The 23,357-nt window shown below is 59.0% G+C and carries 16 protein-coding genes, 6 tRNA genes and 3 rRNA genes; 2 read left to right on the top strand and 23 right to left on the bottom strand.

The window, feature by feature from the left end; translation table 11 throughout:
- Positions 1 to 31 precede the first annotated feature (31 nt).
- From rpoB to tyrS, 21 genes are all read right to left on the bottom strand, one after another.
- A complete protein-coding gene (gene rpoB / locus AC3B6A_RS02970; RefSeq protein WP_488400850.1) occupies positions 32 to 4,105 on the bottom strand; it encodes a DNA-directed RNA polymerase subunit beta in 4,074 nt (1,357 codons plus the stop codon).
- Between the two features lie 222 nt (positions 4,106 to 4,327).
- Entirely contained in the window at positions 4,328 to 4,699 is a 372-nt protein-coding gene (gene rplL, locus AC3B6A_RS02965; RefSeq protein ID WP_275609980.1) for a 50S ribosomal protein L7/L12, read from the bottom strand.
- A 76-nt stretch (positions 4,700 to 4,775) separates the two neighbouring features.
- Positions 4,776 to 5,276 carry a 50S ribosomal protein L10 gene (gene rplJ, locus AC3B6A_RS02960; RefSeq protein ID WP_089393446.1) on the bottom strand — a complete coding sequence of 167 codons (501 nt, stop codon included), beginning with the start codon at positions 5,274 to 5,276 and terminating at the stop codon, positions 4,776 to 4,778.
- 202 nt (positions 5,277 to 5,478) lie between these two features.
- Positions 5,479 to 6,174 carry a 50S ribosomal protein L1 gene (rplA, locus tag AC3B6A_RS02955; RefSeq protein WP_488400849.1) on the bottom strand — a complete coding sequence of 232 codons (696 nt, stop codon included), beginning with the start codon at positions 6,172 to 6,174 and terminating at the stop codon, positions 5,479 to 5,481.
- Positions 6,174 to 6,605, bottom strand: a complete 432-nt coding sequence (gene rplK / locus AC3B6A_RS02950) for a 50S ribosomal protein L11 (protein WP_090268512.1) — start codon at positions 6,603 to 6,605, stop codon at positions 6,174 to 6,176. Before rplK ends, rplA begins: the two co-directional genes overlap by 1 nt.
- Positions 6,606 to 6,723: 118 nt before the next feature.
- A complete protein-coding gene (gene nusG, locus AC3B6A_RS02945; protein WP_488400848.1) occupies positions 6,724 to 7,257 on the bottom strand; it encodes a transcription termination/antitermination protein NusG in 534 nt (177 codons plus the stop codon).
- Positions 7,258 to 7,266: 9 nt separating this feature from the next.
- On the bottom strand, positions 7,267 to 7,635 hold the full coding sequence (gene secE, locus AC3B6A_RS02940; protein ID WP_488400847.1) for a preprotein translocase subunit SecE: 369 nt from the start codon (positions 7,633 to 7,635) through the stop codon (positions 7,267 to 7,269).
- A 44-nt stretch (positions 7,636 to 7,679) separates the two neighbouring features.
- A tRNA-Trp gene (locus tag AC3B6A_RS02935) sits at positions 7,680 to 7,755 on the bottom strand.
- Positions 7,756 to 7,808: 53 nt separating this feature from the next.
- Positions 7,809 to 9,002 (bottom strand): elongation factor Tu, encoded by a 1,194-nt coding sequence (tuf, locus tag AC3B6A_RS02930; RefSeq protein ID WP_152219891.1) that lies wholly within the window; start codon positions 9,000 to 9,002, stop codon positions 7,809 to 7,811.
- An 83-nt stretch (positions 9,003 to 9,085) separates the two neighbouring features.
- Positions 9,086 to 9,161, bottom strand: a tRNA-Thr gene (locus AC3B6A_RS02925).
- Positions 9,162 to 9,179: 18 nt separating this feature from the next.
- Positions 9,180 to 9,253: transfer RNA gene (locus AC3B6A_RS02920), tRNA-Gly, on the bottom strand.
- 25 nt (positions 9,254 to 9,278) lie between these two features.
- Positions 9,279 to 9,363 (bottom strand) — tRNA-Tyr (locus AC3B6A_RS02915).
- A 140-nt stretch (positions 9,364 to 9,503) separates the two neighbouring features.
- Complete coding sequence (locus AC3B6A_RS02910) at positions 9,504 to 10,181, bottom strand: SPOR domain-containing protein (RefSeq protein ID WP_488400846.1); 678 nt, start codon at positions 10,179 to 10,181, stop codon at positions 9,504 to 9,506.
- A gap of 9 nt (positions 10,182 to 10,190) precedes the next feature.
- Positions 10,191 to 10,940 carry a pantothenate kinase gene (locus tag AC3B6A_RS02905; protein WP_488400845.1) on the bottom strand — a complete coding sequence of 250 codons (750 nt, stop codon included), beginning with the start codon at positions 10,938 to 10,940 and terminating at the stop codon, positions 10,191 to 10,193.
- Complete coding sequence (birA, locus tag AC3B6A_RS02900) at positions 10,930 to 11,874, bottom strand: bifunctional biotin--[acetyl-CoA-carboxylase] ligase/biotin operon repressor BirA (RefSeq protein ID WP_488400844.1); 945 nt, start codon at positions 11,872 to 11,874, stop codon at positions 10,930 to 10,932. The genes AC3B6A_RS02905 and birA overlap by 11 nt, the downstream gene beginning before the upstream one ends.
- 137 nt (positions 11,875 to 12,011) lie before the next feature.
- Positions 12,012 to 12,127 (bottom strand): 5S ribosomal RNA (rrf, locus tag AC3B6A_RS02895).
- Between the two features lie 131 nt (positions 12,128 to 12,258).
- Positions 12,259 to 15,149: ribosomal RNA gene (locus AC3B6A_RS02890) — 23S ribosomal RNA — on the bottom strand.
- 234 nt (positions 15,150 to 15,383) lie between these two features.
- A tRNA-Ala gene (locus tag AC3B6A_RS02885) sits at positions 15,384 to 15,459 on the bottom strand.
- Positions 15,460 to 15,486: 27 nt separating this feature from the next.
- Positions 15,487 to 15,563: transfer RNA gene (locus tag AC3B6A_RS02880), tRNA-Ile, on the bottom strand.
- Positions 15,564 to 15,627: 64 nt separating this feature from the next.
- Positions 15,628 to 17,163, bottom strand: a 16S ribosomal RNA gene (locus AC3B6A_RS02875).
- Together the 16S, 23S and 5S rRNA genes with 2 tRNA genes alongside form the textbook arrangement of a ribosomal RNA operon.
- A gap of 529 nt (positions 17,164 to 17,692) precedes the next feature.
- Positions 17,693 to 18,892, bottom strand: a complete 1,200-nt coding sequence (tyrS, locus tag AC3B6A_RS02870; protein ID WP_488400843.1) for a tyrosine--tRNA ligase — start codon at positions 18,890 to 18,892, stop codon at positions 17,693 to 17,695.
- 182 nt (positions 18,893 to 19,074) lie between these two features.
- Here tyrS and AC3B6A_RS02865 point away from each other — a divergent pair, with 182 nt between their 5' ends.
- Together AC3B6A_RS02865 and AC3B6A_RS02860 are read left to right on the top strand one after the other, a co-directional pair.
- Entirely contained in the window at positions 19,075 to 20,520 is a 1,446-nt protein-coding gene (locus AC3B6A_RS02865; RefSeq protein WP_488400842.1) for a peptidoglycan DD-metalloendopeptidase family protein, read from the top strand.
- Between the two features lie 3 nt (positions 20,521 to 20,523).
- The gene (locus AC3B6A_RS02860; RefSeq protein ID WP_488400841.1) at positions 20,524 to 21,615 is read left to right on the top strand and encodes an anhydro-N-acetylmuramic acid kinase; all 1,092 of its coding nucleotides are present in this window, start codon (positions 20,524 to 20,526) and stop codon (positions 21,613 to 21,615) included.
- A gap of 57 nt (positions 21,616 to 21,672) precedes the next feature.
- On the opposite strand, the gene erpA is transcribed toward AC3B6A_RS02860, so the two are convergent.
- Together erpA and argC are read right to left on the bottom strand one after the other, a co-directional pair.
- Complete coding sequence (gene erpA, locus AC3B6A_RS02855; RefSeq protein ID WP_152219878.1) at positions 21,673 to 22,023, bottom strand: iron-sulfur cluster insertion protein ErpA; 351 nt, start codon at positions 22,021 to 22,023, stop codon at positions 21,673 to 21,675.
- Positions 22,024 to 22,158: 135 nt separating this feature from the next.
- Positions 22,159 to 23,193, bottom strand: a complete 1,035-nt coding sequence (gene argC, locus AC3B6A_RS02850; RefSeq protein ID WP_488400840.1) for an N-acetyl-gamma-glutamyl-phosphate reductase — start codon at positions 23,191 to 23,193, stop codon at positions 22,159 to 22,161.
- Positions 23,194 to 23,357: the final 164 nt, after the last annotated feature.

Here is a 23,357-nt window from a genome sequence, read left to right as displayed (position 1 = left end):
CTTGACCAGCCGCACCGTTTGACGTCACGTGTTATTCGGTTTCCAGTTCGATATCGATGCCGAGCGAGCGGATCTCTTTGATCAGCACGTTGAAGGACTCAGGCATGCCGGCCTCCATGCGGTGATCCCCGTCCACGATGTTCTTGTACATCTTGGTACGGCCGTTCACGTCGTCCGACTTCACGGTCAGCATTTCCTGCAGGGTGTAGGCGGCACCGTAGGCTTCCAGCGCCCAGACCTCCATCTCCCCGAAACGCTGGCCACCGAACTGCGCCTTACCACCCAGCGGCTGCTGGGTAACCAGGCTGTAGGAGCCGGTGGAACGTGCGTGCATCTTGTCATCGACCAGGTGGTTCAGTTTGAGCATGTACATGTAACCAACGGTGGTCGTACGCTCGAACTGGTTGCCGGTGCGGCCGTCATACAGACGCATCTGACCGCTTTCCGGCAGATCGGCCAGCTTCAGCATGGCCTTGATCTCGCGCTCCTTGGCACCGTCGAATACCGGGGTAGCCATGGGCACGCCGCCCTTGAGGTTGTTGGCCAGAGCGATGATCTCGTTATCGTTCAGCTCGTCCAGGCTTTCCTGGCGGCCGCCGATCTCGTTGTAGATCTCGTTCAGGAAGCCACGCAGCTCGGCGATCTTGCGCTGCTCTTCGAGCATGCGGTTGATCTTCTCGCCCAAGCCCTTGGCCGCGAGGCCCAGGTGAGTTTCGAGGATCTGACCGACGTTCATACGCGACGGTACGCCCAGCGGGTTCAGAACGATGTCCACCGGAGTGCCGTTGACGTCGTGCGGCATGTCTTCGACCGGCATGATCACGGAGACCACACCCTTGTTACCGTGGCGGCCCGCCATCTTGTCGCCCGGCTGGATGCGACGTTTGATGGCCAGGTAGACCTTGACGATCTTCAGTACGCCCGGAGCCAGGTCGTCGCCCTGCTGCAGCTTGCGCTTCTTGTCTTCGAACTTGTCGTCGAGCATCTGACGGCGGTCACTGATGTAGGCCTGGGCCTTCTCCAGCTGCTCGTTCAGAGCATCGTCCGCCATCCGCAGCTTGAACCACTGGCCGCGCTCGAGGCCGTCCAGGTACTCGTCGGTGATCTCTGCGCCTTTCTTCAGGGCAGGACCGCCGTCGGCCTTGGCGCCGACCAGAGCGGAACGCAGACGCTCGAAGGTCGCGCCTTCGACGATGCGGAACTCTTCGTTCAGGTCCTTGCGGATCTCGTCCAGCTGCATCTTCTCGATGGACAGGGCGCGGCTGTCGCGCTCGACACCATCACGGGTGAAGACCTGTACGTCGATGACGGTGCCCTTGGTGCCGGTCGGCACGCGCAGGGAGGTGTCCTTCACGTCGGACGCCTTCTCACCGAAGATCGCGCGCAGCAGCTTCTCTTCCGGAGTCAGCTGGGTCTCGCCTTTCGGGGTGACCTTGCCGACCAGGATGTCGCCAGCCTGCACTTCGGCGCCGACGTAGACGATGCCGGCTTCGTCCAGCTTGTTCAGCGCGGCCTCACCCACGTTCGGGATGTCCGCGGTGATTTCCTCTGGGCCAAGCTTGGTGTCACGGGCAACGCAGGTCAGTTCCTGGATGTGGATCGTGGTGAAACGATCTTCCTGGACCACGCGCTCGGACAGGCAGATGGAGTCTTCGAAGTTGAAGCCGTTCCAGGGCATGAACGCTACGCGCATGTTCTGACCCAGAGCCAGTTCACCCATGTCGGTGGACGGGCCGTCGGCCAGGATGTCGCTGCGCGAGACCTTGTCGCCCTTCTGCACCAGCGGACGCTGGTTGATGCAGGTGTTCTGGTTGGAACGGGTGTACTTGGTCAGGTTGTAGATGTCGACGCCGGCTTCGCCAGTCTCGACTTCGTCGTCGTTCACGCGGACCACGATACGGCTGGCATCGACCGAGTCGATCACGCCGCCGCGGCGGGCAACCACGCAGACACCGGAGTCACGGGCGACGTTGCGCTCCATGCCGGTACCTACCAGCGGCTTGTCGGCGCGCAGGGTCGGTACAGCCTGACGCTGCATGTTCGAACCCATGAGTGCACGGTTGGCGTCGTCGTGCTCGAGGAACGGAATCAGCGAGGCAGCGACGGAGACGACCTGCTTCGGCGAAACGTCCATGAGGGTGACGTCTTCCGGCGCCTTCACGGTGAATTCGTTCAGGTGACGTACGGCTACCAGTTCGTCGATCAGCTGACCCTTGTCGTTCAGGGTCGCCGAGGCCTGGGCGATCACGTGGTCGGCCTCTTCGATCGCGGAGAGGAAGACGATGTCGTCGGTGACCTGACCTTCCTTGACCACCCGGTACGGGCTTTCCAGGAAGCCGTACTTGTTGGTGCGGGCGTAGGTCGCCAGGGAGTTGATCAGACCGATGTTCGGACCTTCAGGAGTCTCGATCGGGCACACGCGACCGTAGTGGGTCGGGTGTACGTCACGAACCTCGAAGCCCGCGCGCTCACGGGTCAGACCGCCCGGGCCGAGTGCGGAGACACGGCGCTTGTGGGTGATCTCGGAGAGCGGGTTGTTCTGGTCCATGAACTGCGAGAGCTGGCTGGAACCGAAGAACTCCTTGATCGCGGCAGCCACCGGCTTGGCGTTGATCAGGTCCTGCGGCATCAGGCCTTCGCTTTCGGCCATCGACAGGCGTTCCTTGACCGCGCGCTCTACACGCACCAGGCCAACGCGGAACTGGTTCTCGGCCATCTCGCCGACGCAACGGACGCGACGGTTGCCCAGGTGGTCGATGTCGTCGACGATGCCCTTACCGTTACGGATGGCAACCAGGGTCTTGAGGACCTCGACGATGTCTTCCTTGCTCAGCACACCGGCGCCTTCGATCTCGGTACGACCGATGCGGCGGTTGAACTTCATGCGGCCAACGGCGGACAGGTCGTAGCGCTCGGCGCTGAAGAACAGGTTACCGAACAGGGTCTCGGCGGCTTCCTTGGTCGGCGGCTCACCGGGACGCATCATGCGGTAGATCTCGACCAGCGCTTCCAGCTGATTGCTGGTGGAGTCGATCTTCAGCGTGTCGGAGATGAACGGACCGCAGTCGATGTCGTTGGTGTACAGGGTTTCCAGGCGCACGACCTGGGCCTTGGCGATCTTCGCCAGGGTGTCGACGCTCAGCTCGGTGTTGCACTCGGCAATGATCTCGCCGGTGGCCGGATGCACGACGGCCTTGGCCACGGTACGGCCAATGAGGTAGTCGAACGGCACTTCCAGCTGGCTGATGCCGGCCTTCTCGAGCTGGTTGATGTGGCGCGCGGTGACACGGCGGCCCTGCTCGACGATGACCTTGCCGCTGGCATCCTTGATGTCGAAGCTGGCGATCTCGCCACGCAGACGCGAGGGCACCAGTTCCAGGTTCAGGGTCTCGCCCTTGATCTGGAAGACGTTGGTGTCATAGAACGCGTTGAGGATTTCCTCGGTGCTGTAGTTCAGCGCACGCAGCAGGACGGACGCCGGCAGCTTGCGGCGACGGTCGATACGGACGAACACGCAGTCCTTCGGATCGAACTCGAAGTCCAGCCAGGAACCGCGGTAAGGAATGATGCGAGCGGAGTACAGCAGCTTGCCGGAACTGTGGGTCTTGCCACGGTCGTGGTCGAAGAACACACCCGGGGAACGGTGCAGCTGGGAAACGATGACGCGCTCGGTACCGTTGATGATGAAGGTACCGTTCTCGGTCATCAGGGGGATTTCCCCCATGTAGACTTCCTGTTCCTTGATGTCCTTGATCGCTTTGTTCGACGACTCTTTGTCGAAGATGATCAGGCGCACTTTCACACGCAGCGGGACGGCGAAGGTCACACCGCGCAGCACGCACTCCTTGACGTCGAATGCCGGCTCGCCCAGGCGATAACCGACGTATTCCAGGGCAGCATTGCCGGAATAGCTGATAATCGGGAAAACGGACTTGAAGGCCGCGTGCAGGCCGATATCACGGACCTGATCCTTGCTTGCGCCCGCCTGCAGGAATTCGCGATAGGAATCCAGCTGGATGGCCAGCAAATACGGCACATCCATGACGTCCGGCAACTTGCTAAAGTCCTTGCGGATACGTTTTTTCTCAGTGTATGAGTAAGCCATCAGCGTTCCCCAGCTTGGTCACCTGCTTGTTTGGCCTCTCCCTCGCAGGGAGCAGCCCAAAAATCGTGCAAACCCTAGGTTTGCGCCGCCACTCGGGCGGGATTTTCACGTTATGGAGGGGTACCCACGGCACCCAACCCATAACGGAAAAAGGCCGGTGGCAATTGCCACCAGCCATCAGCCTGTCGCTTAACGCTCGGGCTGTAGACGCAAGGTCCGAACTTACTTGAGCTCGACCTTGGCGCCTGCTTCTTCCAGGGCTTTCTTGGCAGCTTCGGCTTCTTCTTTCGAAGCGCCTTCCTTGACCACGCCCGGGGCGCCGTCAACGACAGCCTTGGCTTCTTTCAGGCCCAGGCCGGTCAGTTCACGAACGACCTTGATCACGTTCACTTTCTTGTCGCCAGCTTCGGCCAGGACGATGGTGAACTCGGTTTGCTCTTCAGCGGCAGCAGCCGGGCCAGCAGCCGGGCCAGCAGCAACAGCAGCAGCGGCGGTAACGCCGAACTTCTCTTCCATCGCCTTGATCAGTTCAACGATCTGCATGACGGACATTTCGGATACGGCGTTGATGATGTCTTCGTTGGTCAGAGCCATGACTCTAATTCCTGTATTGGGTGACGGCGCGTACGCCATCTATTAAACAAAAAAGGTTGAAAGCAGCTGCCGAGCCTTAGGCTGCGGTGGCTTCCTTCTGATCGCGAATTGCCGCCAGAGTACGAGCCAGCTTGCTGGTAGCGCCCTGAATGACGCTCATCAGCTGTGCGACAGCTTCGTTGTAGGTCGGCAGGGTCGCCAGCACGTCGATCTGATTGGCTGCGAGGAACTGACCCTCGAACGCGGCCGCCTTGATCTCGAACTTGTCCTGACCCTTGGCAAACTCCTTGAAGATACGAGCGGCAGCGCCCGGATGTTCATTGGAGAAAGCAATCAGGGTCGGGCCCTTGAACGTGTCGTTGAGCACTTCAAACTGAGTGCCTTCAACGGCGCGCTTGAGCAGGGTGTTACGTACGACTTTCACGTACACACCAGCTGCGCGGGCCTCTTTACGGAGTCCGGTCATTGCGCCGACAGTCACGCCACGGGCATCAGCCACGACAGCGGACAGACCGGCTTTGGCAGCCTCGTTGACTTCAGCGACGATGGCCTTCTTGTCTTCGAGTTTAATTGCCACGGGTTTACTCCTGGATGTTACCGATTCGTCCAGCCGGAGCCGGACGGCGTTTTGGTGTCTGATTCGGTTAACGAATCGGGAGCACCATCTGCGTAGGCTTGAGGTTTAAGGCTTGCGCCGCCTACGGTCTTGGACAGCCCCCGCCAGGCAGGGACCCCAATACCTGCGGACAGTGGGCGAACCCACTGTCCGACTTAGTTCATCAGCCTTCCAGCGAAGCCTGATCGATCTGCAGACCCGGGCCCATGGTGGTGCTCAGGGTTACGCGCTGAACGTACACGCCCTTCGAGGAGGCGGGTTTCAGACGCTTCAGATCGCTCAGCAGCGCTTCCACGTTCTGCTTCAGCTTGACCGGCTCGAAGTCGATCTTGCCAACGGAGGCGTGGATGATGCCGTTCTTGTCGGTACGGAAACGTACCTGACCGGCCTTGGCGTTCTTGACGGCGGTAGCGACGTCCGGGGTCACGGTGCCGACTTTCGGGTTCGGCATCAGACCGCGCGGACCGAGAACCTGGCCCAGTTGGCCGACAACGCGCATGGCGTCCGGAGAAGCGATGACGACGTCGTAGCTCAGGTCACCGGCCTTCATTTCGGCAGCCAGTTCGTCCATACCAACCTTGTCGGCGCCAGCAGCCAGAGCGGCTTCGGCAGCCGGCCCCTGGGTGAAGACGGCAACGCGCACGGATTTGCCGGTACCGTTCGGCAGAACGGTGGCACCACGTACGACCTGGTCGGATTTACGCGGATCGACGCCCAGGTTGATGGCGACGTCAACGGATTCCTTGAACTTGATGGTCGACAGTTCGGCCAGCAGCTTGGCGGCATCTTCGAAGCCGTACTGCTTGCCTGCTTCAACCTTCTCGGCGATAGCCTTTTGACGCTTGGTCAGCTTAGCCATTACACACCCTCCACGTTCAGGCCCATGCTGCGCGCGGAGCCAGCGATGGTACGTACGGCAGCATCCAGATCGGCAGCGGTCAGATCGGCCTGCTTGGCCTTGGCGATCTCTTCCAGCTGGGCACGGGTAACGGTGCCTACCTTCTGGCTGTTCGGACGGCTGGAACCACTGGTGATACCAGCAGCTTTCTTCAGCAGCACGGACGCCGGGGTGCTCTTGGTTTCAAAGGTGAAGCTGCGGTCGCTATAAACGGTGATGATCACCGGAGTCGGCAGACCGGGCTCCATGCCCTGGGTCTTGGCGTTGAACGCCTTGCAGAACTCCATGATGTTCACGCCGTGCTGACCCAGCGCAGGGCCGACCGGCGGCGACGGGTTGGCCTGACCGGCCTTAACTTGCAGCTTGATGTAAGCCTGGATTTTCTTAGCCATTTGCTACTCCAATTACGGGTTCAAGCGCCCTGCGGCTCCCCGGTTGCTTTCGCGTTTATCCCAATGACGACAAAACCCCGCAGCCTAGGGCTGCGGGGTGTGGGATGCGGTGTGTCAGTTAGACTTTCTCTACCTGACTGAACTCCAGCTCCACCGGGGTAGAGCGACCGAAAATGAGCACAGCGACCTGGATGCGGCTCTTTTCGTAGTTGACCTCTTCGACCACACCGTTGAAGTCAGCGAACGGACCATCGATAACCCGCACGGTCTCGCCCGGCTCGAACAGTGTCTTCGGCTTGGGCTTGTCGCCGCTATCAGCAACGCGGCGCAGAATGGCATCTGCTTCCTTGTCGGTGATCGGCGCCGGCTTGTCGGCAGTACCACCGATGAAGCCCATGACGCGAGGAGTATCCTTGACCAAGTGCCAAGTACCCTCGTTCATCTCCATCTGCACCAGGACATAGCCGGGGAAGAATTTGCGCTCACTCTTGCGCTTCTGGCCGTTCCGCATCTCCACGACTTCTTCGGTGGGGACGAGGATCTCGCCGAATTCGCCTTCCATGCCGGCCAGCTTGACCCGCTCGATCAGCGAGCGCATGACATGCTTCTCGTAACCCGAGTATGCATGCACAACGTACCAACGCTTAGCCACGGAACACCCTTAACCTACGATCATGGAAACCAACCAACCCAGCAGGGAATCGAGTCCCCACAGCAGTAGCGCCATCACCAGCACTACCGCGACCACGATCAGCGTGGTCTGAGTCGTTTCTTGACGAGACGGCCATACAACCTTACGAATTTCAGCGCGAGCTTCCTTGGCAAGGGCAAAGAACGCACGCCCCTTGACAGTCTGCAGCGACACGAAACCAGCGATAGCCGCCAGAACCAGAATACCGAGCACGCGATAGAAGATCGGCTGCGCGGAAAAATACTGATTGGCGACCACTGCCACCACAACCAGCACCGCAACCAAGAGCCACTTCAAGAGATCAAGACGCGACTCTTTGGCCTCTGCCTTCGCATTCATCTGCTAGGAATCCCGTTGAAAGAAGTGCCAGATCTTAATGAATCTGGCAGGCCAGGAGGGAATCGAACCCCCAACCTGCGGTTTTGGAGACCGCCGCTCTGCCAATTGAGCTACTGGCCTAGAACAAAGTCAGGCCGACCATTATGCCGGCCTGATGAGGAAAGATCAATCGATTATTCGATGATCTTGGCAACCACGCCGGCGCCAACGGTACGGCCGCCTTCGCGGATCGCGAAGCGCAGGCCATCTTCCATGGCGATCGGAGCGATCAGGGTGACAACCATTTTCACGTTGTCGCCCGGCATTACCATCTCAACGCCTTCCGGCAGTTCGCAGTTGCCGGTCACGTCGGTGGTACGGAAGTAGAACTGCGGACGGTAGCCTTTGAAGAACGGGGTGTGACGACCACCTTCTTCCTTGGACAGCACGTACACTTCGCACTCGAACTTGGTGTGCGGCTTGATGGTGCCCGGCTTGGCCAGAACCTGGCCACGCTCTACGTCTTCACGTTTGGTGCCGCGCAGCAGGACGCCGACGTTCTCACCAGCACGACCTTCGTCGAGCAGCTTGCGGAACATTTCAACGCCGGTGCAGGTGGTCTTGGTGGTCGCCTTGATGCCGACGATTTCCACTTCTTCCTGAACCTTGACGATGCCACGCTCGACACGACCGGTTACCACGGTGCCACGGCCGGAGATCGAGAACACGTCTTCGATCGGCATCAGGAACGGCTGGTCGATTGCACGAACCGGCTCGGGGATGTAGGAGTCCAGGGTCTCTACCAGCTTGCGCACGGCGGAAACACCCATCTCGTTGTCGTCCTGGCCGTTCAGAGCCATCAGAGCGGAACCCACGACGATCGGGGTGTCATCGCCCGGGAAGTCGTAGGTGTTCAGCAGGTCGCGAACTTCCATCTCGACCAGTTCCAGCAGCTCGGCGTCGTCAACCATGTCGGCCTTGTTCAGGAACACGACGATGTAGGGAACGCCTACCTGACGGGACAGCAGGATGTGCTCGCGAGTCTGCGGCATGGGGCCGTCAGCTGCCGAGCAAACCAGGATCGCGCCGTCCATCTGGGCAGCACCGGTGATCATGTTCTTCACGTAGTCGGCGTGGCCCGGGCAGTCTACGTGAGCGTAGTGGCGCACCGGCGAGTCGTATTCAACGTGAGAGGTGTTGATGGTGATACCGCGAGCCTTCTCTTCCGGCGCGTTGTCGATCTGGTCGAAAGCGCGAGCGGAGCCGCCCCAGGTCTCGGAGCAGACCTTGGTCAGCGCAGCGGTCAGAGTGGTTTTACCGTGGTCAACGTGACCGATGGTGCCGACGTTGACGTGCGGCTTGTTACGCTCAAACTTTTCTTTAGCCATCTTGACCGTCTCCCGTAAGGAATTGAGAAAGCCACATCACCATTAAAACAAAGGCAGATATTTTCATATCTGCCTTTGCAAGATGGAGCTCATGAGCGGATTTGAACCGCTGACCTCACCCTTACCAAGGGTGTGCTCTACCAGCTGAGCTACATGAGCAAACACAAGCAGCAAGTCTGGAGCGGGTAGCGGGAATCGAACCCGCATCATCAGCTTGGAAGGCTGAGGTTCTACCACTGAACTATACCCGCGGAGCCTTACGCTCACGCTTGAAACTGGTGGAGGGGGAAGGATTCGAACCTTCGAAGTCTGAGACGTCAGATTTACAGTCTGATCCCTTTGGCCGCTCGGGAACCCCTCCGAGTGAGGCGGCATTCTACAGCCTGCCACCGCGTTGTCAACAGTTTTTTCTTTAAAAACTTGAGCTTAGCTCTTCGACAACGGCTTCGTGGAATTCCCCTTTCAGGTCCCCCCTACGAAGCGGGCGCCATTCTATTCAAACTATTGAGGGCTTGCAACGCTTTTGCAGGGCATCGTCTGCTTTTGCAACTCCGGAAAATCCGGAGCCAGCTGACTCACCAGCGAGTCATCCACCAGGCGGCTGCTTTCCGGAGCAACCTGCACCCAGTAATCGTGTTGCGACCGCGCCAGTTCGCGAATCAACGCCTCATAACCCGCGCCCTTCAGCCGCTCAACGACGCTGTCGGCGGAGTCCTTACGCTGGAATATCCCCAGCGAGATGCCGTCTGCGAGATCTCCCTCGGTGATGATGTAGCTGTCGATCTTGCGCGCCTGCAACTCACGCAACTGCCACAACGAGGCCTGGCGCGAAGCCAGCGGCGGCAGATACACCCAGTAATCGATACCAGCAGCAGCATCCACCGTCTGTACGGAGGCCTGCACATCGAGGCTCAGCAGTCGCTGCGTCAGCAGCTTGGCGCGCTCCTCGTTTGGGAAGCCGCCCAGGAACAGACAGGCCGAAGCCGGCGTCACCGGCTTTTCCTCGACCTGCCGCCACCGGGGAGGCTCGGCCGACTCACTCAACAGGCGGATATTCTTCTGCTCGCCATGGAACAGACTGAGGGGCGCGACCTCCTTGGGACGAAGCGGCGCCTGCTGTTGATGCCAGACGTAATAGAAGACATTCAGGGCCAGCAGGAACAGAAAGAACCAACGCATCGATCAGACTCACTCAATCGGGCAGGCGAGCGCCAGGCCGAGAAACACCAGATCAGGAAGCACCACGGCGCGCGGGAGTACATCTCTTACCAACTCGGCATCTCCCCCGGTCAGGTATATCGCGCACTCATCGCCCAGCAGACGATTGGCCAACTCGCATTGTTCGCGCACGAACCCGCGCAGCATCAGAACACAGCCCCGCTCCACCGCCTCGGAGGTCTCCTGGCCCGGCAACAGGTTCTGCAGAGCCTCGTGAGCGGCCTCATCGTCGTAGCGAATACGGCGCGTATGCGTCCGTAACTGGCTGCGCATCAGCGACATCCCGGGAGCGATAAAGCCGCCCATGTGCCGTCCGGAAGCGTCTACCAGGTCGGCAGTCACCGCAGTGCCGAGATCGATCACCAGACAGCCACGTCCCGCCAGACAATGCCCCGCCACCAACGCGAGCCAACGGTCCATGCCAAGCCGCTGATAGTCGCAATATCCATTCACCACGCCACTGAGTTCCTTCGCCGGCGTGGCGATCCGCACCGCGACAGGGAACGCCTTCTCAAGACTGCTGCGCAGCGCATCGGTCTCCTGCTCGCTGCGGACACTCACCATCCGGCAATAGCGAATTTCCAGAGCGTTGCCTACCTGCAACTGTGCGAGCAGAGCCTGGTCAGAATCGGCAACGCCCCCTGCAACAGTCACCAGATCGTGCTTTCTAACCACACGCCACTTGATCAGGCTATTACCGCAATCCAATTCAAGAATCATCAGACAACCTCAGACTCAACTCGCCTCCGCTGTAACGCTGCTCCTGCCCATCAACCAGGAGGCGCAGAGCACCTCGCTCGTCGATGCCCAGCGCACACCCAACGATATTATTGGCGGCAGTGGAGAGTGTGACCTGCCTCCCCTGCCAAAGATGAAGAGACTCCCACTCCTCGAGGCTGGCGGCAAAGCCCCGCTCGCGGTGACGGGCAAGCACCAGGGCAAGCTCCATCTCCAGCGCCATAAGCAGCGCGTTGCGATCGACCCTCACACCCAGCGCTTCGCGCAGAGACGTCCAGGGCTGATCGATGGACTCGGCCTTGCGCATGTTCACGTTGATGCCAATACCAATGGCGACACTGCAGATATCCGCCGGATCACCGGTGAGCTCGAGCAGTATGCCGGCGATCTTCTTACCGCCGACCAGAACGTCGTTGGGCCACTTCAGCCCGACATCGACAACACCGAGGGAGCGAATGGCCCGCGCAACGCCAAGCCCCACGACAAGGCTCAGCCCCTCAAGCTCCTTCGCGCCGCCGCGGACGGAAATACCCAGGGTGTAATAAAGGTTGGCTCCGAACGGGCTTTCCCACTGCCGCCCGCGCCGGCCGCGCCCGGCAGTCTGGCGCTCAGCCAGTACCGCGAAGGGGGCAGCATTTCCCGCGGACAGTCGTCGCAGCACTTCGGCATTGGTGGAGTCGATGGTGAAAAGCACATCCAACGGCCAAGGACCAGAGCCATGCCTGGGCTCGATAATGCTCAGCGGCTCTTCCAGGCGATAGCCCCGGCCGCGCACTCTCTGCACGGTCATGCCATAGTCGCGCTCAAAACCTTCGAGGCGCTTCCAGACAGCACTCCGGCTCACGCCGAGCAGAGCGCCGAGCTCCTCTCCCGAATGAAAGCGGCCATCGCTCAGCAATTTCAGCAAGGTCTGCATATCACCCCCGCAATATTCAGGCACGCATCATATAGAGGCCCACCGGACTTGCCTATGCAGCAGAGCTGCTGGCTTTTCCCGCGCGCAAAAGCAAAGCCCCCGACCAGCGTTGGCTGATCAGGGGCTTTGGGATAGGTGCTTGACGATGACCTACTCTCACATGGGGAAACCCCACACTACCATCGGCGATGCGTCGTTTCACTGCTGAGTTCGGGATGGGATCAGGTGGTTCCAACGCTCTATGGTCGTCAAGCAATTCTTTAGGACGCTCGTGGCTTGCGCGCACGCTCATCCGGATTCGGGTATGTGACAGGTATTTGCGGTTCTCACGAACTTTCGGTTCGTCGACTTCACCGTCTAACACACAAATTGTTTGGGTGTTATATGGTCAAGCCTCACGGGCAATTAGTATCGGTTAGCTCAACGCCTCACAGCGCTTACACACCCGACCTATCAACGTCGTAGTCTTCGACGGCCCTTCAGGGGAATCAAGTTCCCAGTGAGATCTCATCTTGAGGCAAGTTTCCCGCTTAGATGCTTTCAGCGGTTATCTTTTCCGAACATAGCTACCCGGCAATGCCACTGGCGTGACAACCGGAACACCAGAGGTTCGTCCACTCCGGTCCTCTCGTACTAGGAGCAGCCCCTCTCAAATCTCAAACGTCCACGGCAGATAGGGACCGAACTGTCTCACGACGTTCTAAACCCAGCTCGCGTACCACTTTAAATGGCGAACAGCCATACCCTTGGGACCGGCTTCAGCCCCAGGATGTGATGAGCCGACATCGAGGTGCCAAACACCGCCGTCGATATGAACTCTTGGGCGGTATCAGCCTGTTATCCCCGGAGTACCTTTTATCCGTTGAGCGATGGCCCTTCCATACAGAACCACCGGATCACTAAGACCTACTTTCGTACCTGCTCGACGTGTCTGTCTCGCAGTCAAGCGCGCTTTTGCCTTTATACTCTGCGACCGATTTCCGACCGGTCTGAGCGCACCTTCGTACTCCTCCGTTACTCTTTAGGAGGAGACCGCCCCAGTCAAACTGCCCACCATACACTGTCCTCGATCCGGATTACGGACCAGAGTTAGAACCTCAAGCATGCCAGGGTGGTATTTCAAGGTTGGCTCCACGCGAACTGGCGTCCACGCTTCAAAGCCTCCCACCTATCCTACACAAGCAGGCTCAAAGTCCAGTGCAAAGCTACAGTAAAGGTTCACGGGGTCTTTCCGTCTAGCCGCGGATACACTGCATCTTCACAGCGATTTCAATTTCACTGAGTCTCGGGTGGAGACAGCGCCGCCATCGTTACGCCATTCGTGCAGGTCGGAACTTACCCGACAAGGAATTTCGCTACCTTAGGACCGTTATAGTTACGGCCGCCGTTTACCGGGGCTTCGATCAAGAGCTTCGCTTTCGCTAACCCCATCAATTAACCTTCCGGCACCGGGCAGGCGTCACACCCTATACGTCCACTTTCGTGTTTGCAGAGTGCTGTGTTTTTAATAAACAGTCGCAGCGGCCTGGTATCTTCGACCGGCATGGGCTTACCGAGTAAATCGTTCACCCTCGCCGGCGCACCTTCTCCCGAAGTTACGGTGCCATTTTGCCTAGTTCCTTCACCCGAGTTCTCTCAAGCGCCTTGGTATTCTCTACCCGACCACCTGTGTCGGTTTGGGGTACGGTTCCTAGTTACCTGAAGCTTAGAAGCTTTTCCTGGAAGCATGGCATCAACCACTTCGCTCTCTAAAAGAAAGCTCGTCATCAGCTCTCGGCCTTGAACACCCGGATTTGCCTAAGTGTTCGGCCTACCACCTTAAACTTGGACAACCAACGCCAAGCTGGCCTAGCCTTCTCCGTCCCTCCATCGCAGTAACTAGAAGTACAGGAATATTAACCTGTTTCCCATCGACTACGCTCTTCAGCCTCGCCTTAGGGACCGACTAACCCTGCGTCGATTAACGTTGCGCAGGAACCCTTGGTCTTTCGGCGTGGATGCTTTTCACACCCATTGTCGTTACTCATGTCAGCATTCGCACTTCTGATACCTCCAGCAAGCTTCTCAACTCACCTTCACAGGCTTACAGAACGCTCCTCTACCGCTCGTCTTACGACGAACCCGTAGCTTCGGTGTGTGGTTTGAGCCCCGTTACATCTTCCGCGCAGGCCGACTCGACTAGTGAGCTATTACGCTTTCTTTAAAGGGTGGCTGCTTCTAAGCCAACCTCCTAGCTGTCTAAGCCTTCCCACATCGTTTACCACTTAACCACAACTTTGGGACCTTAGCTGACGGTCTGGGTTGTTTCCCTTTTCACGACGGACGTTAGCACCCGCCGTGTGTCTCCCACGCTGACACTTCCAGGTATTCGGAGTTTGCATCGGTTTGGTAAGTCGGGATGACCCCCTAGCCGAAACAGTGCTCTACCCCCTGGAGTGATACGTGAGGCGCTACCTAAATAGCTTTCGAGGAGAACCAGCTATCTCCGAGCTTGATTAGCCTTTCACTCCGATCCACAAGTCATCCCCTACCTTTTCAACGGGAGTGGGTTCGGTCCTCCAGTCAGTGTTACCTAACCTTCAACCTGCTCATGGATAGATCGCCCGGTTTCGGGTCTATACCCAGCGACTAAATCGCCCTATTAAGACTCGCTTTCGCTACGCCTTCCCTATTCGGTTAAGCTCGCCACTGAATATAAGTCGCTGACCCATTATACAAAAGGTACGCAGTCACCTAACAAGTAGGCTCCCACTGCTTGTACGCATACGGTTTCAGGTTCTATTTCACTCCCCTCTCCGGGGTTCTTTTCGCCTTTCCCTCACGGTACTGGTTCACTATCGGTCAGTCAGTAGTATTTAGCCTTGGAGGATGGTCCCCCCATGTTCAGACAAAGTTTCTCGTGCTCCGTCCTACTCGATTTCACTTCCAAGAACCTTTCACATACGGGGCTATCACCCACTATGGCCGCACTTTCCAGAGCGTTCTGCTAGATTCAAAGAAGCTTAAGGGCTAGTCCCCGTTCGCTCGCCACTACTAAGGGAATCTCGGTTGATTTCTTTTCCTCAGGGTACTTAGATGTTTCAGTTCCCCTGGTTCGCCTCACACACCTATGTATTCAGTGTGTGATAACCAGCTTGTGCTGGCTGGGTTCCCCCATTCAGAGATCTCCGGATCACAGTCTGTTTGCCGACTCCCCGAAGCTTTTCGCAGGCTACCACGTCTTTCATCGCCTCTGACTGCCAAGGCATCCACCGTATGCGCTTCTTCACTTGACCATATAACCCCAAGCAATCTGGTCATACGTCTCGAACGTGAAGACGACATTCGCCGAAAATTCGCGCTTGAACTCGCAAATTTTACCTTGACTTGAATAATCACCAGTGAAAGAGATTATTCAGTCTACTTCTATCACATACCCAAATTTTTAAAGAACGGTTCCGGTACAAAGACCAGACATCAATGTTCGTTCAACCTGAACATTCATGTCTGAGCTTTCGACGATTTGAAGATGGTGGAGCCAAGGAGGATCGAACTCCTGACCTCCTGCGTGCAAAGCAGGCGCTCTCCCAGCTGAGCTATGGCCCCATCGGATCAGCAGCACACCACAACAATTGGTGGGTCTGGGCAGATTCGAACTGCCGACCTCACCCTTATCAGGGGTGCGCTCTAACCAACTGAGCTACAGACCCAATCGTCTAACCAGTGAATCAAGCAATTCGTGTGGGAGCTTATGAAGAAGCTGGGATCTTCGATTAAGGAGGTGATCCAGCCGCAGGTTCCCCTACGGCTACCTTGTTACGACTTCACCCCAGTCATGAATCACTCCGTGGTAACCGTCCCCCTTGCGGTTAGACTAGCTACTTCTGGAGCAACCCACTCCCATGGTGTGACGGGCGGTGTGTACAAGGCCCGGGAACGTATTCACCGTGACATTCTGATTCACGATTACTAGCGATTCCGACTTCACGCAGTCGAGTTGCAGACTGCGATCCGGACTACGATCGGTTTTCTGGGATTAGCTCCACCTCGCGGCTTGGCAACCCTCTGTACCGACCATTGTAGCACGTGTGTAGCCCTGGCCGTAAGGGCCATGATGACTTGACGTCATCCCCACCTTCCTCCGGTTTGTCACCGGCAGTCTCCTTAGAGTGCCCACCCGAGGTGCTGGTAACTAAGGACAAGGGTTGCGCTCGTTACGGGACTTAACCCAACATCTCACGACACGAGCTGACGACAGCCATGCAGCACCTGTGTTCCGATTCCCGAAGGCACCCTCGCATCTCTGCAAGGTTCCGGACATGTCAAGGCCAGGTAAGGTTCTTCGCGTTGCTTCGAATTAAACCACATGCTCCACCGCTTGTGCGGGCCCCCGTCAATTCATTTGAGTTTTAACCTTGCGGCCGTACTCCCCAGGCGGTCGACTTATCGCGTTAGCTGCGCCACTAAGATCTCAAGGATCCCAACGGCTAGTCGACATCGTTTACGGCGTGGACTACCAGGGTATCTAATCCTGTTTGCTCCCCACGCTTTCGCACCTCAGTGTCAGTATCAGTCCAGGTGGTCGCCTTCGCCACTGGTGTTCCTTCCTATATCTACGCATTTCACCGCTACACAGGAAATTCCACCACCCTCTACCGTACTCTAGTCAGGCAGTTATGGATGCAGTTCCCAGGTTGAGCCCGGGGATTTCACATCCATCTTACCAAACCACCTACGCGCGCTTTACGCCCAGTAATTCCGATTAACGCTTGCACCCTTCGTATTACCGCGGCTGCTGGCACGAAGTTAGCCGGTGCTTATTCTGTTGGTAACGTCAAAACAGCAAGGTATTAACTTACTGCCCTTCCTCCCAACTTAAAGTGCTTTACAATCCGAAGACCTTCTTCACACACGCGGCATGGCTGGATCAGGCTTTCGCCCATTGTCCAATATTCCCCACTGCTGCCTCCCGTAGGAGTCTGGACCGTGTCTCAGTTCCAGTGTGACTGATCATCCTCTCAGACCAGTTACGGATCGTCGCCTTGGTAGGCCTTTACCCCACCAACTAGCTAATCCGACCTAGGCTCATCTGATAGCGCAAGGCCCGAAGGTCCCCTGCTTTCTCCCGTAGGACGTATGCGGTATTAGCGTTCCTTTCGAAACGTTGTCCCCCACTACCAGGCAGATTCCTAGGCATTACTCACCCGTCCGCCGCTGAATCATGGAGCAAGCTCCACTCATCCGCTCGACTTGCATGTGTTAGGCCTGCCGCCAGCGTTCAATCTGAGCCATGATCAAACTCTTTAGTTCAATACTGCTTGGGTTTTGAGAAAACCCTAAACTTGGCTCAGCAATCGCAAAAAACTCTCGAATTCACGAGTGTTACTTGTGATGCTGATAATCTTGCGATCACCAGTCTTACAGTCACAAGCACCCACACGAATTGCTTGATTCAACTTGTTAAAGAGCAGTTGGCTGAGTCTTTCATCTCAACCGAGGCCGCGCATTCTACAGCAACCTCTTACTTCGTCAAGCGTTATTTTCGAAAATTTTCTTTTCTACTCAACCGCTTGCGCTTCGGAGAAGAAAGCCTTCTCACCAGCGGGAGGCGCATTCTACAGCGTTCAAATCCGCTGTCAAGCACCTCGATGATCTTCTTTCAACCGCCCTGCCGGAGCAGGAAATCGAAAGCGGCAAGCGAATCGCCTGCCGGACCACCACCCCACCGAAGAATCTCTGTAAGTGCTTGATTTTCAAGCCCTTTAAGCGATTCGTCGCTGGGAGTGGTGCGCATTATAGGGACTTCAAAAGGCCCGTCAACGACTTTTTTAAACTTTCTTTACTCGGCCACCAAGGTGACGCGAGCGAAGGACTTCTTGCCGGCCTGCACTACATGGGTAGCACCGATCTTGAAGACGAACGCACGATCCACCACTTCGCCATCCACACGCACGCCACTAGACGACAGCAAATCGCGAGCAACCGCGGAGTTCTTCACCAGCCCCGCCTTATTAAGGACAGCACCGATGGGCAGATCCTCCGCCGCAGCCACTTCCACTTCCGGCAGGTCTTCCGGCAGTTCGCCATCCTTCAGGCGGTTGCCTGCGGACTTGTGCGCCGAAGCAGCGGCCTCTTCGCCATGGAAGCGGGCCACGATCTCTTCGGCCAGCTTGATCTTGATGTCACGCGGATTGGCGCCCGATTCGACGTCCTTCTTGAAGCCCTCGATCTCCTCCATGGAGCGGAAGCTGAGCAGCTCGAAGTAGCGCCACATCAGAGTGTCCGGAATGGAGACCAGCTTGCTGTACATGACGCCCGGCGCTTCCTGGATGCCGATGTAGTTGCCCAGGGACTTGGACATCTTCTTCACGCCGTCCAGACCTTCCAGTAGCGGCATGGTCAGGATGCACTGCGGCTCCTGGTCGTAGGCACGCTGCAGCTCGCGCCCCATCAGCAGGTTGAACTTCTGATCGGTACCGCCGAGCTCGACGTCAGCACGCAGCGCCACCGAGTCGTAGCCCTGAACCAGCGGATAAAGGAACTCGTGGATGGCGATGGACTGGTTGCTGGCATAGCGTTTGCTGAAGTCATCGCGCTCCAGCATGCGGGCAACGGTGTACTGGGAAGCCAGGCGAATGAAATCAGCAGGGGAAAGCTGGTCCATCCAGGTGGAATTGAAGGCCACTTCAGTCTTCGCGGGGTCGAGGATCTTGAAGACCTGGGCCTTGTAGGTCTCGGCGTTCTCGAGGACCTGCTCGCGAGTGAGGGGAGGACGGGTAACACTTTTCCCGCTGGGGTCACCGATCATCCCAGTGAAGTCACCGATCAGGAAGATCACCTGGTGCCCCAGTTCCTGGAACTGGCGCAGCTTATTAATAAGAACGGTGTGACCGAGGTGCAGGTCGGGAGCGGTCGGGTCGAAGCCGGCCTTGATACGCAGGGGCTGACCGCGCTCGAGCTTGGCGACCAGCTCGGCCTCCACGAGAATTTCGTCCGCTCCGCGCTTGATCAGCGCCAGCTGCTCTTGGACCGACTTCATTGCAGTTTCCTGTACGTTGCGAGTTTCGAAAGGGAACCAACGATACAAGAACAGGCACTAAAAACAAGTTTTGCCCGGCGCCAGAGGACGGGACGCCAGAACCCCGTCATCAGGGTTGCTTCAGAGGGAATTTGATTATATTTTAGGCAGTTATTTCACATTCCAAAAACACCACTCACGCCATGACGCAATCCGATCAGAAAGCGCCGTACTACCCGAAGAGCCATCTGCTGGCCGCAAGCGGTGTAGCAGCGCTCCTCAGCCTGGCTCTGCTGGTGTTCCCCTCGGCCGAGGTCGAGGCGAAGAAGACCACGCTCAGTCTGGAAATGGACAGCGGTACCGACCGCATCATTCAGGAAAAAGACGATCTTCGACCCAATCCGGTCACGGAAGACGACGGATCTTCTCCCTTCGTACAGATAGAAGGTTCGTCCGATAACCAGAACAGCGCCGGAAAAGACGCGGAAAAGAACAACTATCTCGCCGATTCGAGCAAGCAACCCTCCCCCTCCGCTCCCGCAGCTCCTGCGTGGAAGAGCGTGACCGTGGGCAAGGGCGACACCCTTTCCACCGTGTTCGCGAAGGCCGGCCTGCCGGCGAACGCCGTGCACGACATGCTTGCCGCCAACAAGGACGCCAAGCAGTTCACCCGTCTCGATATCGGCCAGGACGTGGACTTCCTCATTGACCCCAAGGGCGAGCTGCAAGGTCTGAAGGTCAAACGCAGCGATCTTGAAACCATCAGCCTGAACAAGACCGCCAAGGGCTATGACTTCAAGCGTGACCTGGTCAAGCCGAACGTCCACGCCAACTATGCCCACGGCAAGATCGACAGCTCGCTGTTCGCCGCCGGCAAGGACGCGGGTCTGTCCCATGACCTGATCATGTCGTTGTCGAACATCTTCGGCTATGACATCGACTTCGCCCTCGATCTGCGTGAAGGCGACGAATTCGATGTGATCTACGAATCCCAGCAGGTGGACGGCAAGCAGGTCGGCACCGGCAGCATCCTCGCCGCCCGTTTCGTCAACCGTGGCAAGGAATACACCGCGGTCCGTTACACCACCAAGCAGGGCAACACCAGCTACTTCCGTGCCGACGGCACCAGCATGCGCAAGGCGTTCATCCGCACTCCGGTGGACTTCGCGCGCATCAGCTCGCGCTTCTCGCTGGGGCGCTTCCATCCCATCCTGAACAAGATCCGTGCGCACAAGGGTGTCGACTACGCGGCGCCAATCGGCACGCCGATCAAGGCCACCGGCGACGGCAAGATCCTCGAAGCCGGACGCAAGGGCGGTTACGGCAACGCCGTGGTCATTCAGCACGGCCAGAACTACCGCACCGTCTACGGCCACATGAGCCGCTTCGCCAAGGGCGTCCGCTCCGGCGTCGCCGTGAAGCAGGGACAGATCATCGGCTACGTCGGCATGACCGGCCTGGCCACCGGCCCGCACCTGCATTACGAGTTCCAGATCAACGGCCAGCACGTCGACCCGCTCAGCGCCAAGCTGCCGATGGCCGACCCGCTGAACGGCCCGGAGCGCAAGCGCTTCATGGCGCAGACCCAGCCGCTGATGGCGCGCATGGACCAGGAGAAGGCAACCTTCCTGGCCATGAACAAGCGCTGAGCCATGCCGCTCTATCTGGGGGTGATGTCCGGCACCAGTCTCGACGGGCTGGACATCGCCCTGATCGAGCAAGGCGAGCGGACTACGCTGCTCGCCTCCCATTACCTGCCCATGCCGCCGGCCCTTCGCACCGACCTTCTGGCACTCTGCGCCTCCGGCCCTGACGAAATCGCCCGCTCCGCCCTGGCGGAGAATCAATGGGTCCGCCTGGCCGCGCAGGGCATCGATGAACTGCTTTCCCGCGAGAGTCTCGACGCCGGCGCAATCCGCGCCATCGGCAGCCACGGGCAGACGATCCGCCATGAACCGCAACTGGGCTTCACGGTACAGATCGGCAACCCCGCCCTGCTCGCCGAGCTCACCGGCATCGACGTGGTCGCCGACTTCCGCCGCCGAGACATCGCCGCCGGCGGCCAGGGCGCGCCGCTGGTTCCTGCCTTCCATCAGGCGCTGTTCGGCAGCGACAGCCGCGAATGCGCGATCCTCAATGTCGGCGGCTTCAGCAATGTCTCGCTGCTCAGCCCCGGCCAGCCGGTGCGCGGCTTCGACTGCGGCCCGGGCAACGTGCTGCTGGATGCCTGGATTCAGGAACAGCGCGGCGAGCCATACGACCGTGATGGCGCCTGGGCCGCCAGCGGCACCATCGATCAGGCGCTGCTGCAGAAGATGCTGGCGAACGACTTCTTCGCCGCCCGCGGACCGAAAAGTACCGGCCGCGAACGTTTCAACCTGACCTGGCTGAACAAGGTCCTGGCGGATCACGGCCCCGCGAAAGCCGAAGACGTGCAGGCAACCCTGCTGGAACTGACCGCCCGCAGCATCGCCTCGTCGCTTCTGGACGCGCAGCCCGGCTGCCGTGAAGTGGTGGTCTGTGGTGGCGGCGCCTTCAACGCCACGCTGATGCAGCGCCTTGCCGCGCACCTGCCCGGCGCCGGCGTCATCAGCAGCATCGACCGCGGCGTGCCGCCGGAGTGGATGGAAGCCATGGCCTTCGCCTGGCTGGCCCATCGCTTCCTCGAACGCCTGCCGGGCAACTGCCCGGAAGTCACCGCCGCCCAGGGCCCGCGCATCCTCGGTGCGCTCTACCCCGCCTGAGCCCGCCGCACAAACGAAAACGCCGCGCAATCGCGCGGCGTTTTCATGATTACGGCATCAGATCGAGAAGGACTGGCCGCAGCCACAAGTGGTCGCTGCGTTCGGGTTCTTGATGACGAACCGCGAACCTTCGAGGCCTTCCTGATAATCGACTTCCGCACCGGCGAGGTACTGGAAGCTCATCGGATCGACCACGAGACTGACGCCGTCGCGCTCGACGATGGTGTCGTCGTCCGCGGTGTCTTCATCGAAAGTGAACCCGTACTGGAAGCCCGAGCAGCCACCGCCCGTGACGAACACCCGCAGCTTCAGACGCGGATTGCCTTCTTCGTCGATCAGGTTCTTCACCTTGGTCGCAGCGCCGAGGGAAAACACCAGCGGGGTGGGGGTGAAGGTTTCGATGGTCATGGTGACAACTCTCCCGGCCGAGGCCGTACGTTACAACATTGCGGGCTATTATCCGCTTACCCCAGAAAAACGGTCAACTAATCCAGCTTATCCTTTGGTCCAGATCAATCGACCGCTTCCCGGGGCAATCTTTCCTTACGGCAGCAGCGCGGCGTTGGACAGGCCCATGTGCTCGTCCAGGCCGAACAGGATGTTCATGTTCTGGATCGCCTGGCCGGACGCGCCCTTCACCAGGTTGTCGATCACCGACAGGATCACCACCAGGTCGCCGCCCTGCGGACGGTGCACGGCGATGCGGCAGACGTTGGCGCCACGCACGCTGCGGGTTTCCGGATGGCTGCCGGCCGGCATCACGTCGACGAACGGCTCGTCGGCGTAGCGCTCTTCATACAGCTTCTGCAGGTCCACGCCACGGTCGGCGACGCGCGCATACAGGGTGGCGTGAATGCCACGGATCATCGGGGTCAGGTGCGGCACGAAGGTCAGGCCGACGTCGCCCTTGGCTGCGCGGCGCAGGCCCTGGCTGATTTCCGGCAGGTGACGGTGGCCCTTGACCGAGTAGGCCATCATGCTTTCGCCAGCCTCGCAGAACAGCGAGCCAACCTTGGCGCCACGGCCCGCGCCGCTGACGCCGGACTTGCAGTCGGCGATCAGTTGGCTGGTATCGGCCAGGCCGTTTTCCAGCAGGGGGATGAAGCCGAGCTGGGTAGCGGTCGGGTAGCAGCCGGGCACGGCGATCAGGCGCGCGGACCTGATGGCCGCACGGTTGACTTCCGGCAGGCCGTAGACGGCCTCGGGCAGCAGGTCCGGCGCGCCGTGGGGCTGGCCGTACCACTTGGCCCATTCCTCGGCGTCCTGCAGGCGGAAGTCGGCGGACAGGTCGATCACCCGGGTACCGGTGGCCAGCAGCTCGCCGGCCAGGGCATGGGCGACGCCGTGCGGAGTGGCGAAGAACACCACGTCGCAGTCGCCCAGGCGCTTCACGTCCGGCACGCTGAAGGCCAGGCCGTCGTAGTGGCCTCGCAGGTTCGGGTACATGTCGGCGACTTTCACGCCCTCCTCGGAACGCGAGGTGATCACCTCGACATGCGCCTGGGGATGCTGTGCCAGCAGGCGCAGCAGTTCCACGCCCGTATAACCCGTACCGCCTACGATACCGACCTTGATCATCTGCCTGTCACTCCACCTATGGGGCCAAATTCAGGGGCAACCATGATATGAGCCGCTGCCCCGGCTGAACAGAGCGAATCCGCCTGGATTGACCCTCCTGCCAGCCTCATGTTTCGTCTTTCCGATCAGGGGCTCCGCTGGCTCCATCCGACAATGCCTCCGCA

This window comes from Pseudomonas sp. B12(2026), from assembly GCF_057767015.1.
The sequence above is the reverse complement of the archived record's forward strand: the minus strand, read 5'-3'. Positions and strand labels throughout refer to the sequence as shown.

What these genes read in the sequence shown, in the direction of transcription:
- rpoB (WP_488400850.1), bottom strand. Translation starts at nt 4,105, where the DNA reads ATGGCTTACTCATACACTGAGAAAAAACGTATCCGCAAGGACTTTAGC.
- rplL (WP_275609980.1), bottom strand. Translation starts at nt 4,699, where the DNA reads ATGGCTCTGACCAACGAAGACATCATCAACGCCGTATCCGAAATGTCC.
- rplA (WP_488400849.1), bottom strand. Translation starts at nt 6,174, where the DNA reads ATGGCTAAGCTGACCAAGCGTCAAAAGGCTATCGCCGAGAAGGTTGAA.
- rplK (WP_090268512.1), bottom strand. Translation starts at nt 6,605, where the DNA reads ATGGCTAAGAAAATCCAGGCTTACATCAAGCTGCAAGTTAAGGCCGGT.
- secE (WP_488400847.1), bottom strand. Translation starts at nt 7,635, where the DNA reads ATGAATGCGAAGGCAGAGGCCAAAGAGTCGCGTCTTGATCTCTTGAAG.
- tuf (WP_152219891.1), bottom strand. Translation starts at nt 9,002, where the DNA reads ATGGCTAAAGAAAAGTTTGAGCGTAACAAGCCGCACGTCAACGTCGGC.
- AC3B6A_RS02910 (WP_488400846.1), bottom strand. Translation starts at nt 10,181, where the DNA reads ATGCGTTGGTTCTTTCTGTTCCTGCTGGCCCTGAATGTCTTCTATTAC.
- AC3B6A_RS02905 (WP_488400845.1), bottom strand. Translation starts at nt 10,940, where the DNA reads ATGATTCTTGAATTGGATTGCGGTAATAGCCTGATCAAGTGGCGTGTG.
- birA (WP_488400844.1), bottom strand. Translation starts at nt 11,874, where the DNA reads ATGCAGACCTTGCTGAAATTGCTGAGCGATGGCCGCTTTCATTCGGGA.
- tyrS (WP_488400843.1), bottom strand. Translation starts at nt 18,892, where the DNA reads ATGAAGTCGGTCCAAGAGCAGCTGGCGCTGATCAAGCGCGGAGCGGAC.
- AC3B6A_RS02865 (WP_488400842.1), top strand. Translation starts at nt 19,075, where the DNA reads ATGACGCAATCCGATCAGAAAGCGCCGTACTACCCGAAGAGCCATCTG.
- AC3B6A_RS02860 (WP_488400841.1), top strand. Translation starts at nt 20,524, where the DNA reads ATGCCGCTCTATCTGGGGGTGATGTCCGGCACCAGTCTCGACGGGCTG.
- erpA (WP_152219878.1), bottom strand. Translation starts at nt 22,023, where the DNA reads ATGACCATCGAAACCTTCACCCCCACCCCGCTGGTGTTTTCCCTCGGC.
- argC (WP_488400840.1), bottom strand. Translation starts at nt 23,193, where the DNA reads ATGATCAAGGTCGGTATCGTAGGCGGTACGGGTTATACGGGCGTGGAA.